This is a genomic window from Streptomyces sp. NPDC015131, assembly GCF_043079975.1.
Lineage (GTDB): Bacteria > Actinomycetota > Actinomycetes > Streptomycetales > Streptomycetaceae > Streptomyces.
In genome coordinates this window covers 1,043,176-1,057,612 of sequence record NZ_JBIBVB010000002.1, presented here as the reverse complement: position 1 = coordinate 1,057,612, position 14,437 = coordinate 1,043,176, and the positions used below count along the sequence as shown (strand labels likewise).

Annotated in this window: 12 protein-coding genes; 1 reads left to right on the top strand and 11 read right to left on the bottom strand. The window is 73.1% G+C overall.

What is annotated here, in order from left to right; all coding sequences use genetic code 11:
- Positions 1–4: 4 nt before the first annotated feature.
- From ACF08D_RS10365 to ACF08D_RS10340, 6 genes are all read right to left on the bottom strand, one after another.
- Positions 5–1,030 (bottom strand): T3SS effector HopA1 family protein, encoded by a 1,026-nt coding sequence (locus ACF08D_RS10365; RefSeq protein WP_392222130.1) that lies wholly within the window; start codon positions 1,028–1,030, stop codon positions 5–7.
- Entirely contained in the window at positions 1,027–2,097 is a 1,071-nt protein-coding gene (lxmK, locus tag ACF08D_RS10360) for a class V lanthionine synthetase subunit LxmK (protein ID WP_392222358.1), read from the bottom strand. Before lxmK ends, ACF08D_RS10365 begins: the two co-directional genes overlap by 4 nt.
- A gap of 241 nt (positions 2,098–2,338) precedes the next feature.
- Positions 2,339–2,974, bottom strand: a complete 636-nt coding sequence (locus ACF08D_RS10355) for a LuxR C-terminal-related transcriptional regulator (RefSeq protein WP_392222129.1) — start codon at positions 2,972–2,974, stop codon at positions 2,339–2,341.
- 296 nt (positions 2,975–3,270) lie between these two features.
- On the bottom strand, positions 3,271–5,088 hold the full coding sequence (glmS, locus tag ACF08D_RS10350) for a glutamine--fructose-6-phosphate transaminase (isomerizing) (protein ID WP_392222128.1): 1,818 nt from the start codon (positions 5,086–5,088) through the stop codon (positions 3,271–3,273).
- A 56-nt stretch (positions 5,089–5,144) separates the two neighbouring features.
- Entirely contained in the window at positions 5,145–5,420 is a 276-nt protein-coding gene (locus ACF08D_RS10345; RefSeq protein WP_392222127.1) for a hypothetical protein, read from the bottom strand.
- A gap of 75 nt (positions 5,421–5,495) precedes the next feature.
- Positions 5,496–6,374, bottom strand: a complete 879-nt coding sequence (locus ACF08D_RS10340; RefSeq protein ID WP_392222126.1) for a DUF4429 domain-containing protein — start codon at positions 6,372–6,374, stop codon at positions 5,496–5,498.
- Positions 6,375–6,540: 166 nt separating this feature from the next.
- Between ACF08D_RS10340 and ACF08D_RS10335 the strand changes: the two genes are divergently transcribed.
- Positions 6,541–8,187 carry a beta-N-acetylhexosaminidase gene (locus ACF08D_RS10335; protein ID WP_392222125.1) on the top strand — a complete coding sequence of 549 codons (1,647 nt, stop codon included), beginning with the start codon at positions 6,541–6,543 and terminating at the stop codon, positions 8,185–8,187.
- Positions 8,188–8,356: 169 nt separating this feature from the next.
- Here the strand turns inward: ACF08D_RS10335 and ACF08D_RS10330 are convergent, their stop codons facing one another.
- The 5 genes from ACF08D_RS10330 to ACF08D_RS10310 all read right to left on the bottom strand — a co-directional run bounded on the left by ACF08D_RS10330 (position 8,357) and on the right by ACF08D_RS10310 (position 14,435).
- Positions 8,357–9,196, bottom strand: a complete 840-nt coding sequence (locus ACF08D_RS10330) for a siderophore-interacting protein (protein ID WP_392222124.1) — start codon at positions 9,194–9,196, stop codon at positions 8,357–8,359.
- Positions 9,197–9,201: 5 nt separating this feature from the next.
- Positions 9,202–10,242, bottom strand: a complete 1,041-nt coding sequence (locus ACF08D_RS10325) for an ABC transporter substrate-binding protein (protein WP_392222123.1) — start codon at positions 10,240–10,242, stop codon at positions 9,202–9,204.
- Between the two features lie 135 nt (positions 10,243–10,377).
- Complete coding sequence (locus ACF08D_RS10320; protein WP_392222122.1) at positions 10,378–11,538, bottom strand: acyl-CoA dehydrogenase family protein; 1,161 nt, start codon at positions 11,536–11,538, stop codon at positions 10,378–10,380.
- Between the two features lie 3 nt (positions 11,539–11,541).
- Complete coding sequence (locus ACF08D_RS10315; protein WP_392222121.1) at positions 11,542–12,495, bottom strand: hydroxymethylglutaryl-CoA lyase; 954 nt, start codon at positions 12,493–12,495, stop codon at positions 11,542–11,544.
- Positions 12,492–14,435, bottom strand: a complete 1,944-nt coding sequence (locus tag ACF08D_RS10310) for an acetyl-CoA carboxylase biotin carboxylase subunit (protein WP_392222120.1) — start codon at positions 14,433–14,435, stop codon at positions 12,492–12,494. The genes ACF08D_RS10315 and ACF08D_RS10310 overlap by 4 nt, the downstream gene beginning before the upstream one ends.
- Positions 14,436–14,437: the final 2 nt, after the last annotated feature.

Below are 14,437 nucleotides of genomic sequence, written 5' to 3'. Positions count from 1 at the left end.
CGCCTCAGAACAGCTGGGGCGACGCGGTATTGCGGTACGGGTCGGCCGGGTCCGCGCCGGCCTCGGCGAACCGGGTCCGCAGGGCGCGTTCCCTGGGCTCGCCCGTCCTCTCGGCGTGCAGCACGGCCCCCGCCACCGCGCTCGCCCGGTGCTGGCCGAAGCTCAGACCCCGCATCGCCGGGCGCGGGTCCTCCGGCTCCCAGGCGACCGCGACCCCGGGTCCCAGCCGGCGGGTGAACAGCGAGGTGTCCCGGCCCACTCCGGGGCGGCCCGCGACCACCTCGGCGAGGCCCGCGACGGCGTACCGGACGGTCTCGTCGAGATAGACCACCAGGGCGTCACGGCGGGGGTACAGCAGGGGCGAGGAGAGCACCTTGACCCGGTAGGGGACCTGCCGTTCCTCGAGGTGGCGCAGCACCGCGCCCCACACCGCCACCGCGTGGTGCGGGTCGGTGAGGTGGACGTAGAACCGGAGCGTCGCGCCGGAGCCGCTCTGCGGCACCGACCCGTCGACCAGGAAGAAGCCGGGGGACAGGGCGGGGCGCGCGGCCGGCACCCGGAGCGTGAACCGCCGGCCGGCGGCGGGCCCTTCGGGTCCGACGGGCTCGCCCAGGGCCGCTTCCACGGTGTCCCGGGCGACCCAGGTGCGCACCCCGTCCCGCTGCACGACCAGGTGGTCCGGGTCCCCGGCGGCGTCCGCCGGGGCGGCGCAGGCGACGACCTCGACGGAGGTGTGCCGATGGGGCACCGCCTCGCCGAGCGCCTGCTCCAGCGCGGCGTCCCGCAGCCGCCGCGGCAGGTTCTCCGCCCCCTCCGGGCGGCCCGCGTGCCACGCCTCGTACAGCGCTCCGGCGAGGACCGCCTCCAGCGCCCGGGGATCGTCGGCCGTGACCTCCCGGCCGTCCACCGCGGCGGAATTCCTCTCCGCCGACACGGTGATTCCCGCGACGGCCGACCGGAACTCCGGTGACCATTCCCCTTCTTGTGCGGTGGCGGTGCCGATGCCTTCCGCCGTCATCACGTCATTCATGCCGCTCCCCCCAGCCCGAGCGTCGCGGTGAACCGCTCGGGATTCATCAGTATGCCCCGGCCGATTCCGGCCGCCGCGCGTTCTATTCCGGAAATCCGGCCGCGCTGCGGGCTGCCCGCCATCATCCGGTCCAGCATGTGCCAGCCCGCGAAAGCGGTCGCCCGTACGGCGAGATCCGCGTCGACGCGGCCGGCGGTCTCGCCGTATCCGGCCCAGAAGTTCTCGATACGCGGACGCAGCCGTTCGATCTTCTCCACGCCCCTCCGCAGCACCGTCTCATGGGTGAGATCGGCGTCCACGGCCTCCGTGTCCCCCCGGGACGTCGCGATGTCCAGGACGGAACGGTGAAGCCATTCGCCGGCGAAGCCGCCGACGTCCCGCGCCGGGTCCGCGAGCCGGAACTCCTCCCAGTCCGCCAGGTGGAAACCGCCGTCCGTGACCAGCAGCTGGTCCACGCGCAGATCGCAGTGGGCCGGGGCGCGGGGGGCCGCCGCCTCCCGGGCGCGCAGCTCCCTCACCGCCGCGATCAGCGCCGGGTCGTTCTGCATCAGCCGCCAGGTCTGCAGCTCGCCGAAGCTGAGGTGGTCGAACATCCCGGGCGGCAGGGCCTCCAGCAGTGCCGGAGAGGGCAGTTCGGGCGCGGAGCCGTCCAGGTCGTCGGCCGCGTCCACGGGGCTGCCGTGCAGCAGGCCGATCGCCCGGCCGACCGCGCGGGCCAGCGCGTCGTCGAAGGTCTCGTCGACCATCAGCTCCGCGCCGGTCCGCGCGTTCTCCACATAGGCGAAGAGGACGATTCCCGCCTCTTCGTCGCAGCCCAGGAAACGCGGGCCGCGCAGGGCGGCGGACGGCAGTTTCGCGGAGAACCGCTCGAAGGACAGCAGGCGGCGCATCCGCGCCCGGACATCGGTGTCCCCGCCGACCAGGCGCTTGGCGAAGACCTTGCGGCCACTGGTCGTCCCGCCGGCCCACACGTCGTTCCGGCCCACCGGTGCGACGAGTGAGTCCCGGTCGAAGGAGCCGAGCCCCATCCGTTCCAGCAGGGCGTCGACCTCCGGTGCCTTTCCCAGGTCGACCGGGGCGAATCCCGGTCTTTCCCCGGAATCCCCTTCCCCGGCAGTCCCTTTCCCGGAGACTCCTTCCCCGGAAATGCCTTCCCCGGAAGTCCTCTCCCCGGAAGTTCTCTCCTCGGAAGCGCGTTCACGCGTCAGCAGGTCCACAGCCAATTCCCCCCGTTCGGCCCTTGCGAGTACTACTCTGTCCGGCCCGGCCGAATGATCCAACCCCCCTCTCGGGGGGTTGTCCGGGGCGTCAGATTTCCACGAGCTCGTACCGGGCCGCCACGACCGCCGCCTGAATGCGATTGGCGACCCCCAGCTTCACGAGGATGCGGCTCACATGTTCCTTGACCGTGTCCGGGCTGACGAAGAGCCGCCGGCCCACCTCCCCGTTCGACAGGCCCTGCGCCACCAGCGCCAGCACCTGCCGCTCCCGCTCCGTCAGCGAGTCGATCCGCTCCCTCGGCCGCACGGAGCCGCCCGCCGGCACCGGCCCCCGGGGCGCCAGCCGGGCCGTCGCGGCCGACACCGCCCAGCAGCCCGACGCGACCAGTTGGAGCGCCCGGACGAAGTCGACGGGGTCCATGTCCTTGGTCAGCACCCCATGGGCGCCCGACCGCAGGCCCAGGGCGGCGTCCGCGGCGACCTCCGTGGCCAGCAGGGCGACGTAGGGCGAACCGGGCAGGGCGCGCAGGTACTCCACCACCGTGCGCACCTCGGCCGCCGGGATGTCCGCGGTGTCGATCAGGACCAGGTCGATCCGGTCACGCGCGGACTGCTCCAGCGCCTGGTATCCGGCGCACTCCCTGACCACCTCCAGGTCGTCGACCAGGTCGACGGCCCGCCGGATGCTCCCCCGCAGGGAGAGGGAGTCGGATATGACGATCAACGACGTCTTGTGCACTGTTCCCCGTTTTCAGTGATTCCACATTCGTACAACTCATGTGTGTACAAAGGTCGATACGGCGCGTGGTCACCGCGCCGCGCCCTGAGCCTAGGCAGGCGCCGAGGGGGACGCATCACCTGCCCGGACGATCCGACCCCCGCCGCCCGGCGGGTTTGCGATCTTTGCGTTCACGGTCTCTGACCTGGGCGTACGCAAGAGGCGGCCCCCGGCGCTGGTGGTACGCGCCGGGGGCCGCCCCGTTCCGGTCCTCGTGGTCCGGTCCTCGTGGTCCGGGCCGTCTACTCGACCGTGACGGACTTGGCGAGGTTGCGCGGCTTGTCGATGTCCCGGCCCAGGGCCAGGGCCGTGTGGTAGGCGAGGAGCTGGAGCGGGATGCCCATGAGGATCGGGTCCAGCTCGTCCTCGTTCTTCGGGACCAGGATGGTGTGGTCGGCCTTCTCCTGCTCCTGGTGGGCGACCGCGAGGATCCGGCCGCTGCGGGCCTTGATCTCCTCCAGCGCGGCGCGGTTCTTCTCCAGAAGGGAGTCGTTCGGGACGATGGCGACCGTCGGCATCGCGGGCTCGATGAGGGCCAGCGGGCCGTGCTTCAGCTCGGAGGCCGGGTACGCCTCGGCGTGGATGTAGGAGATCTCCTTGAGCTTCAGGGACGCCTCCAGGGCGACCGGGTAGCCCCGGACCCGGCCGATGAACATCATCGACTTGGCGTCCGCGTACTCGGCGGCGAGCTTCTTGATCTCCTCCTCGCCGGCCAGGATCTCCTGGATCTGGCCCGGCAGGCGGCGCAGGCCCTCGATGATCCGCTTGCCGTCGGCGACCGACAGGTCGCGGATGCGGCCGAGGTGCAGGGCGAGCAGCGCGAAGGCGACGACCGTGTTGGTGAAGCACTTGGTGGAGACCACGCAGACCTCGGGGCCGGCGTGCACGTAGACGCCGCCGTCCGCCTCGCGGGCGATGGCCGAGCCCACCACGTTGACCACGCCGAGGACGCGGGCGCCCTTGCGCTTCAGCTCCTGCACGGCGGCCAGCACGTCGTACGTCTCGCCGGACTGCGACACCGCGATGTACAGGGTGTCGGGGTCGACGACCGGGTTGCGGTAGCGGAACTCGGAGGCGGGCTCGGAGTCGGCCGGGATGCGGGCCAGGCCCTCGATCAGCGAGGCGCCGATCAGGCCGGCGTGGTACGAGGTGCCGCAGCCGAGGATCTTCACCCGGCGGATGCCGCGGGCCTCGCGGGCGTCCAGGTTGAGGCCGCCGAGGTGGACGGTGGAGAACTTCTCGTCGATGCGGCCGCGCAGGACGCGGTCCACCGCGTCGGCCTGCTCCGAGATCTCCTTGTGCATGTACGTGTCGTGGCCGCCCATGTCGTACGAGGCGGCCTCCCACTCCACCGTCTCGGGCGTGGCGGTGGTCAGCGTGCCCGAGGTGGTGTACGTGCGGAAGTCGTCGGCCTTCAGGGTGGCCATCTCGCCGTCGTCGAGGGTGACGATCTGGCGGGTGTGGGCGATCAGGGCGGCGACGTCGGAGGCGACCAGCATCTCCTTCTCGCCGATGCCGAGGACGACCGGGGAGCCGTTGCGGGCGACGACGATGCGGTCGTTGAAGTCGGCGTGCATCACGGCGATGCCGTAGGTGCCCTCGACGACCTTGAGCGCCTCGCGGACCTTCTCCTCCAGCGTCTCGGCCGCGGAGCGGGCGATCAGGTGGGTGAGGACCTCGGTGTCGGTCTCGGAGGCGAAGACGACGCCCTCCGCCTCGAGCTTGGCGCGCAGTTCGAGGGCGTTGTCGACGATGCCGTTGTGGACGACGGCGACCTTGTTCTCGGGGTCCAGGTGCGGGTGCGAGTTCACGTCGCTGGGGGCGCCGTGGGTGGCCCAGCGGGTGTGCGCGATGCCGGTGGTGCCGGTGAAGCGCTTGGGGACGCGGGCCTCCAGGTCGCGGACGCGGCCCTTGGCCTTGACCATCTTCAGACCCGAGGACTTGGGGCTGGTGATGACCATGCCCGCCGAGTCGTACCCCCGGTACTCCAGCCGCGCCAGACCCTCCAGCAGCAGCGGAGCCACGTCACGCTTGCCGATGTAACCGACGATTCCGCACATAAAGTCTTGCCCCTCCGAATGTCTTGCGGGTGTGTGCCCGTGGTCCGCCCGGCCCCTCAGCCGTAGACGATGCGGCGCAGCTGCCGGAGCGAGAGCTCCGGGGGCGCCACGGCGCGGTGCGGCAGCTCGGCCGCGATGCGCTCGAAGATCGCCGCGTTCACCTCGCCGCCGGACTGCAGCTCGCGGTGGCGGCGGCGGACGAACTCCTCGGCCGTCTCGTCGAAGTACGCGAGCACGTCCAGCACCACCCGGGCCGCCTCGCCGCGCGCCAGCGCGGTGCTGCGGACCAAGTGGTCGACGAGGTCGTCGTGCGACGGGCGGTGTTCGAGCACTCGTAGATAGTGGAGTACGGGGGTGCGGACCGCAACATTCCTGCCCGATATCGGGCAGGGCTGCGCCCGTTTTGGTCAGAGTTGCTTGAGTACGGCCTGTTTGGCGGTGGTGAACTCCTCGTCGGTGAGGATCCCGGACCGGTGCAGCTCGCCCAGCTCGCGCAGCCGCCGCAGCAGGACGTCGTGGTCGGCCGCGGGTGCCGCCTCCACCGCAGCGGGCCCGGCCGGGAGGGCCGGGGCGGGCGCGGCGTTCGGGTGCGGCATCCGGGCCACCACCGCGGCGCCGACCAGCGCCATCAGCGGGTCCTTGCGGAAGCCGTACAGCTCCACGGCGTGCGGGTCGTACTTGGGAGCCGGGGGAGCGGCCGCGGTACCGGCCCCCGCCCGGAAACGGAGGTAGCCGTTCTCCAGCCCGGCGGCCGGCAGCCACTCCACCGCCCGCACATCGGCCAGCGCCAGGGTCCGGGCGCCCCCGGACGCCTTGGACTCCTCGGTCTTCCAGTTCCACTCCAGCCGGATGTGCTCGCCGTCGAACGTCACCGAGGCATCGCCCGCGGCGGCGCTGACCGGCAGCGCCGGGCCGGGCAGCAGATACCGGTCCACCGGGCCGGTCTCCGTCTGCTCCAGCAGCATCGCGTGGCGCACCTCGTCCACGAAGTACTCCGCCACCCCGCCGCGGTCGTGCGCCACCGCCAGCCGGTACGGGTCCGAACCGTCCCCCAGCGTGCCGCCGGTGATCCTCAGCAGCGGATCGGCGCCGTCCCGCAGGCGCAGCCGCAGCCGGCCCGCCTTCCTGCCCGCCTCGAACGAGATTCCCGCCAGCGCCTCCAGGGGTACGGCCACCTCGCCCAGCGTCTGGCGCAGCAGCCCCACGCTCTTGTCGCCGCCGGGCACGATGCGTATGACGTCCCCGTCGAAACTCCAGGTCCCGTCCTTCTGGATGATTTCCGTCATGCGGAGATTCTGGCACCGCCGGCCCCGTGCCCCGCGCGCGAGGTGGGGGGCACCGGCAGCCGCCCGGATTGGTCTGCACCTTGACCCGTCCCGGGGCGCGCGGTACGGATGGTGACCGTTCGGTTGCACACGCCCACAGTCGCGACGCCCTCGAAGGGACCGCCTTGTGAGACAGCGCAGAACGTTGCCCCGCCTCCGCCGCCTCCGGCTCCTCGGCCCACTGCTGCTCGTCGTGGCGGCCGGGGTCGCCGGGACCGGCGCCGCGCCCGGGAAGGCCCCCGCGCCCGGCGGCGCCCCCGGGCCCGCCACGCCCGCCACCCGCCCGCTGGGCGACGTCGTCCCGGCGCCCGCCTCGGTACGCCCCGGAGGGGCCCCGTACACCCTCACCGCCCGGACCCGCGTCCAGGTGGACACCGGCTCCCGTGAGGCCCGCCGCATCGGGACGTACCTCGCCGAGACGCTGCGGCCCGCGACCGGCCTCCCGCTGCCCGTCACCGGCGACACCCGCCCCGGCCACATCCGGCTGCGGCTCGGCGCCCGCGAGACGGCGCTCGGCGACGAGGGCTACCGGCTGGAGTCGGGGAGCCGGGGCGTCACGCTCACCGCCCGTACGCCCGCCGGGCTGTTCCACGGCGTCCAGACGCTGCGCCAGCAGCTCCCGGCGGCCGTAGAGAAGGACACCCGGCAACCCGGCCCCTGGACCGTCGCCGGCGGCACGATCACCGACGTCCCCCGCTACGCGTACCGGGGCGCGATGCTGGACGTCTCGCGGCACTTCCTCACCGTCGAGCAGGTCAAGCGGTACGTCGACCTGGTCGCCCTCTACAAGGTCAACACGCTGCACCTGCACCTCAGCGACGACCAGGGCTGGCGCATCGCCGTGGACTCCTGGCCCCGGCTGGCCGCGTACGGCGGCTCCACCCAGGTCGGCGGGGGGCCCGGCGGGTACTACACCAAGGCCCAGTACCGGGAGATCGTCGCCCACGCGGCCTCCCGCCACCTGGAGGTCGTGCCCGAGATCGACATGCCCGGCCACACCAACGCGGCCCTCGCCTCCTACGCCGAGCTCAACTGCGACGGGGTCGCCCCGCCCCTCTACACCGGCATCGAGGTGGGCTTCAGCAGCCTGTGCGCCGGCAAGGAGGTCACGTACGACTTCGTCGACGACGTCGTCCGCGAGGTCGCGGCGCTCACCCCCGGCCGGTACCTCCACATCGGCGGCGACGAGGCGCACTCCACCAGCCACGAGGACTACGTCGCCTTCATGGACCGGGCGCAGGCCGCCGTGGCGAAGTACGGCAAGACCGTGATCGGCTGGCACCAGCTCACCGGCGCCCGTCCCGCGAAGGGCGCCCTCGCCCAGTACTGGGGCCTGGACCGCACCGGCGACGCCGAGAAGGCCCGGGTGGCGCAGGCGGCGCGGAACGGCACCCGGCTGATCCTGTCGCCCGCCGACCGGCTCTACCTCGACATGAAGTACACCAAGGACACCCCGCTGGGGCTGTCCTGGGCCGGGTACGTCGAGGTGCGGCAGTCCTACGACTGGGACCCCGGCTCGCATCTGCCGGGCGTGCCGCCGGAGGCCGTCGCGGGCGTGGAGGCCCCGCTGTGGACGGAGACCGTGTCGACGGACGCCCACATCGACCTGATGGCCTTCCCCCGGCTCCTCGGCGCCGCCGAGCTGGGCTGGTCGCCCGCCGCGGCGCACGGCTGGGAGGGCTACCGGGACCGGCTGGCCGGGCAGGGGCCGCGGCTGGAGGCGCTGGGCGTCGGCTTCCACCGCTCGCCGCAGGTGCCGTGGCGCACGGAGTGAGCACGCGCGCGGGGTGACGCCCGCGCGGGGCTCCCGGAGTGCGGTGGTTCCCGTGCCGGGCGCCGGAGCGCGATGCCACGCGCCGGGCGGGATGCCGGGGCGCCGGAGCGCGATGCGGGATCCCGGGGCACCGGGCGGAGGACCGTACTCTGCCCGGCGCCCCGGACCGTCAGTCCTCGCCCGTCTCCGCCGACTCGCGCAGCGCGTCCTCGCTCAGGCCCCGGCGCCAGTAGCCGACGAAGGTCACCCGCCGCCGGTCCATCCCGCGCTCACCGACCAGGTGGCGGCGGAGCGCCTTCACCGCACCGGCCTCGCCGGCGATCCAGGCGTACGGGGAGGCGCCGAGCGGCCCGGCGGCGCGGACGGCGTCCACCGCGGCCGGGGCGCCCTCCTCCCGTACGAGCCAGGTGACGGTCGCGTCCGCGCGGGTCACCGGCTCCAGGCGGTCGGCCGCGTACGGGACGTCGAACCAGGCCCGCGCCCTGATCCCGGCGGGCAGCGACTCCAGGATGGAGGAGGCGGCGGGCAGCGCCGTCTCGTCGCCCCACAGCAGCACCTCGTCGGCGTCGTCCGGGAGCCGGAACCGCACGCCCGTGTTGGCGGCCGTCGTCGGGCCGAGGACGACCACCCGGTCGCCCTCCGAGGCGGCGGCGGCCCAGCGGCACGCCGGCCCGCCGTCCTCGTGCAGCGCGAAGTCGATGTCCAGCTCGGTCGCCCCGGCGGCGGTACGGCGCTGCGCGCGCACCGTGTACGAGCGCATCACCGCCCGTACGTCCTCGGGCATGGCCCGCCACGCGCCGAGGGCGCCGTACAGATCGCCGTCGGCGACCGGCGGCAGGACCGGCGCCGCCTGGCCCGGGTGCGGCAGGAACAGCGAGACGCTCTGGTCGAGGCCCCCGGAGACGAAGGGCTCCCGTTCCTCACCGGGCGCCACGGCGAAGGTCACCCGGACCAGCGAGGGGCTGAGCCCGCGGGTCCGGACGACGGTGAGCGGGAAGAAGCCGAACACGCGGGTCAGGCCACCTTCTTGGCGTTCTCGATCGCCGTGGCGAGGTCCTCCAGGAGGGGCGCGCACTTGGCGTAGGAGTAGATCGGCTCGGTGAAGCGGGGCACGACCTGGCCGGCCTTGACGGCGGGCAGCCGGTTCCAGGTGGGCTTGGACTTCAGGTCCGCCGGCTGGATGGCCTGGCTGCGGTTGTCCATCATGATGATGTCGGCCGGGTACGTGTCCAGGTTCTCCCAGCTCAGCTCCTCGAAGTAGCCCTGGGCGTTGACCTTCGGCGTCACGAACTTCACGCCCAGCTCCTCGAAGTACGCGGTGTCCGCGGACGTCTTGGCGAGCGAGACGTAGAACAGCTCCGCGCTGGCCGAGCCGATCATCACCCGGATCTCGGGGCGGGCCTTCGCGGCGGCGCGCAGCCGGGCGGCGGCCTTCTCGAACCGGGCCTTGGCGTCGGTGGCGCTCTTCGCCTTCAGGTCGGCGCCCAGCGACGCGGCGAGCCGGGCGTGCCGCTCCAGGGCCTTGGGCATCGTGGTCTTCGCCGCCCACAGGGCGACCGTGGGGGCCAGCTTCACGATCTTGTCGTGGGACTGCGGCGGCAGGTACCACAGGACGTCCTTGTCCCACATCGCCGAGACCAGCAGCTCGGGTTCGAGCTTGAGGTACTCCTCGATGTTGAAGGTGCCCCAGACGTTGCCGAGGTTCTTCACCTTGGTGACGTCGAGGTCACCGGCCTGGATGTCCGGCTTGTCCTGGCCCGTCTTGGGGTCCTTGACGGTGGTCGGGCCGAACACGCCCTTGACCTCGACGCCGTAGTCGTGGAGCGCGGCGGCGGTCCCGACGAAGGCGACGATGTTCTTCGGCACCGACTTCAGCTCGACGGCCTTGCCGCGGTCGTCGGTGAACTTCCAGGGGCCGGACTTCCCGTCGGCTGCCGCGGAACCCTTGTCCTTGTCGCCCCCGCACGCGACGAGCGCGGCGCCGAGCCCCAGGGCGCCGCCCGCGGCGAGCAGGCCGCGACGGGTGAGAGGGGTGACTCGGGCGGTGCTGGGCATGGCGGATCGCTTTCGTACGGCCGTTTTCGGCCAGTGGTCGTGTTCGAAGGCAGGTTAGCCTAACCTCACGACCTGTCCAGCGGGTGCCCCGGGCCCCGCCCCGGGGGGCACCCGCCGCTCAGGCTCCGTCCGGCGTCAGGCCGAGAGGCCCAGCTCCCGGGCGATCAGCATGCGCTGGACCTCGCTGGTGCCCTCGCCGATCTCCAGGATCTTGGAGTCCCGCCACATCCGGGCCACCGGGTACTCGTTCATGAAGCCGTACCCGCCGTGGATCTGGGTCGCCTCGCGCGCGTTGTCCACGGCCACCGTCGAGGAGTACAGCTTCGCCAGCGCCGCCTCCTTCTTGAACGGCTCGCCGCTCACCAGGCGGGACGCCGCGTCGCGCCAGCCGACCCGGGCCATGTGCGCCCGCATCTCCATGTCGGCGATCTTGAACTGGACGGCCTGGTTCTCGCCGATCGCCCGCCCGAAGGCGTGCCGCTCCTTGGCGTACTTCACCGACTCGTCCACACAGCCCTGCGCCAGGCCCGTCGCCAGCGCCGAGATGGCGATGCGGCCCTCGTCGAGGATGCGGAGGAACTGGGCGTACCCCCGGCCCTCCTCGCCCAGCAGGTTGGCCACCGGGACGCGCACGTCGGAGAAGGACAGCTCCCGGGTGTCCGAGGCGTTCCACCCGACCTTGGAGTACGGGGCGGCCACCGTGAAGCCGGGGGTGCCCGAGGGGACGATGATGGACGAGATCAGCGGCTTGCCCTCGGGGGTGCGGCCGGTGACGGCGGTGACGGTGACCAGGCCCGTGATGTCCGTGCCGGAGTTGGTGATGAAGCACTTGGAGCCGTTGATCACCCACTCGTCGCCGTCCCGCACGGCCGTGGTGCGGGTGCCGCCCGCGTCCGAGCCCGCGCCCGGCTCGGTCAGCCCGAAGGCGCCGAGGATCTCGCCGGAGCACATGCGCGGCAGCCAGGCGCGCTTCTGCTCCTCGGTGCCGAAGCGGTAGACCGGCATGGCGCCCAGCGAGACGCCCGCCTCCAGGGTGATCGCCACGGACGAGTCGACCCGGGCCAGCTCCTCCAGGGCGATGCCGAGGGCGAGGTAGTCGCCGCCCATGCCGCCGTACTCCTCCGGGAAGGGCAGGCCGAACAGGCCCATCTGCCCCATCTCGCGGACGATCTCGTACGGGAACTCGTGGCGCTCGTAGAAGTCGCCGATCTTCGGCGCGACCACGTCGTGGGCGAACTGCTCGACGGTGCGGCGCAGTTCCTCGTGCTCGGGGGAGAGCCGGTGGTCCAGGGACATGACTCAGGACTCCTTGTGGGAGGGCGCGCCGGCGAGGGCGCGGACGGTGCGGGACGGGCTGGGACGGCCCAGTTCTCCGGCCAGCCACACGCTGGTGGCGGTGAGCCGGCCGAGGTCGACCCCGGTCTCGATGCCGAGGCCGTGGAGCATCCACACGAGGTCCTCGGTGGCGAGATTGCCGGTGGCCGACTTGGCGTACGGGCAGCCGCCGAGGCCGCCGGCGGAGGCGTCGACCGTGGTGACGCCGTACTGGAGCGCGGCGAGCGTGTTGGCGAGGGCCTGGCCGTAGGTGTCGTGGAAGTGCACGGCGAGGGCGCGCGCGGGGATGCCCGCCTCGCCGAGCGCGGTCAGCAGCGCCGTCACCTGGCCGGGGGTGGCCACGCCGATGGTGTCGCCGAGGCTCAGCTCGTCGCAGCCCATGTCCCGCAGCCGCCGGCAGACGGCCACGACCTGACCGGCCGGGACGGGGCCCTCCCAGGGGTCGCCGAAGCACATGGACAAGTAACCGCGCACGGTCAGGCCGTGCTCCACCGCGCGCGTGACGACCGGGGCGAACATGGCCAGCGCCTCGTCCACGGTGCGGTTGAGGTTGGCCTTCGCGAAGGACTCGGTGGCGCTGGCGAACACGGCGACCTCCCGGGCGCCCAGCGCCAGCGCCCGGTCCAGTCCGCGCTCATTGGGCACGAGGACCGGCAGCCGTACGCCCTCGAGGTCGCTGACGAGCGGGAACAGCTTCTCCGCGTCGGCCAGTTGGGGCACCCACTTGGGGTGGACGAAGCTGGTCGCCTCGATGGTGGTCAGCCCGGCGTCCGCGAGGCGCCGGACGAACTCGGCCTTCACCTCGGTCGGGACGACACCCTGCTCGTTCTGCAGGCCGTCGCGCGCGCCGACCTCGTGGATCCGCACCCGCGCGGGCAGGCCGGGCGCGGGGACGGTCATGGGCAGTCCTGCGGTCATGCCTCCGCCTCCTCCTTGGGGACCACCACGGCCAGCACCTGGTCCATGGCGACGGTGGTGCCGGGCGTGACGTCCAGCTCGGCGACGGTGCCGTCGTGCGGGGCGGAGATGACGTGCTCCATCTTCATCGCCTCCACCACCACCAGTCCCTGACCGGCCGTCACCTCGTCGCCGACGGCCACCTTCACCACGGTGACCGTGCCGGGCATGGGCGCGGTGAGCGAGTCGGCCCCGGCGTGCGCCGACCGGCCGAGGGACGCCTCCACGGGGTCGTGGTCCAGGACGTTCCAGCTGTCGCCGTCCCGGCCGAGCCAGGTGCCGGCGCGGTGGAAGGTGTGGGTGACGCCGTCCACGGTGACGGTGACCCGGCCGGCGCTCACGCGCGCGTGGCCCCGGGTGCGGTGGGCGACGGGCTCCTGGCCCGGCACCCGCAGCGTGTGCGTGACCGGCACGGGCTCCCCGCCGAGGCGCCAGCCGCTCGGCACCGAGAACGGGTCCGTCCAGCCCCCGGCGTCCGGCCCGGGCCGCAGCGCCGCCTCCCGGACCGCCGCGGCGGCCTCGTACACCTCCTCCGGCACGCCCGCCGGGATCAGCCCCTCGGCGTCCCGCTCCACCAGGCCGGTGTCCAGGTCGCCGGAGACGACGTCCGGGTGGGCGAGCAGCCGGCGCAGGAACCCGGCGTTGGTCGGGACGCCCAGGGTGACCGTGCCGGCCAGCGCGGCGCGCAGCTTGCGCAGGGCGGTGGGCCGGTCGGCGGCGTGGACGATCACCTTGGACAGCATCGGGTCGTAGAGGCTGGACACCTCGGTGCCCTCGCTGAGCCCCGAGTCGGTGCGCACCCCCTCGCCCTGCGGCTCGGACAGCGCCAGGACCGTGCCGCCCGAGGGGAGGAAGCCCCGGGCGGGGTCCTCGGCGCAGAGGCGGGCCTCCACGGCGTGCCCGGTGAGGGCGATGTCGTCCTGAGTGAAGCCGAGCGGCTCCCCGGCGGCCACCCGCAGCTGCCACTCGACCAGGTCGATGCCGGTGATCAGCTCGGTGACCGGGTGCTCCACCTGGAGGCGGGTGTTCATCTCCATGAAGTAGTGGGCGGACGGGTCGCCGCCGGGGACGATGAACTCCACCGTGCCCGCGCCCCGGTAGCCGCAGGAGCGGGCCGCCTGCACGGCCGCCTCGCCCATCGCGGCGCGGGTCTTCTCGTCCAGCAGGACCGACGGCGCCTCCTCGATGATCTTCTGGTGGCGGCGCTGGAGGGAGCACTCGCGCTCACCGAGGTGGACGACGTTGCCGTGCCCGTCGGCCAGCACCTGGATCTCGATGTGCCGGGGCCGGTCGATCCACCGCTCCACCAGCAGCGTGTCGTCGCCGAACGACGCCCGCGCCTCGCGCCGGGCGGCGGCGATCTCCTCCATCAGGGCCGACTCCGCGCGCGTGAGGCGCATGCCCTTGCCGCCGCCGCCCGCCGAGGGCTTCAGCAGCACCGGCATCCCGATCTCCCGGGCCGCCGCGGCCAGTTCGTCGTCGCTCAGCCCGCTCCCCGAGGAGCCGGGCACGACCGGCACACCGGCCGCCTTCACCGTCTCCTTGGCGCGGATCTTGTCGCCCATCAGGGCGATCGCGGAGGCCGGAGGGCCGATGAACACCAGCCCCGCGTCCTCGCACGCCTGCGCGAAGGCGGCGTTCTCCGCCAGGAAGCCGTACCCCGGGTGGACCGCCTGGGCGCCGGTGCGGGCCGCCGCCTCCAGCAGACGGTCCACCCGCAGATAGCTCTCGGTCGCGGCCGGCGGGCCGATGCGCACCGCCGTGTCGGCCTCCCGGACGTGCCGGGCGTCGGCGTCCGCGTCGCTGAAGACGGCGACCGAACGGATGCCGAGGGCCCGCAGCGTACGGATGACGCGGACCGCGATCTCGCCCCGGTTGGCGACAAGAACAGTCGTGAACATCA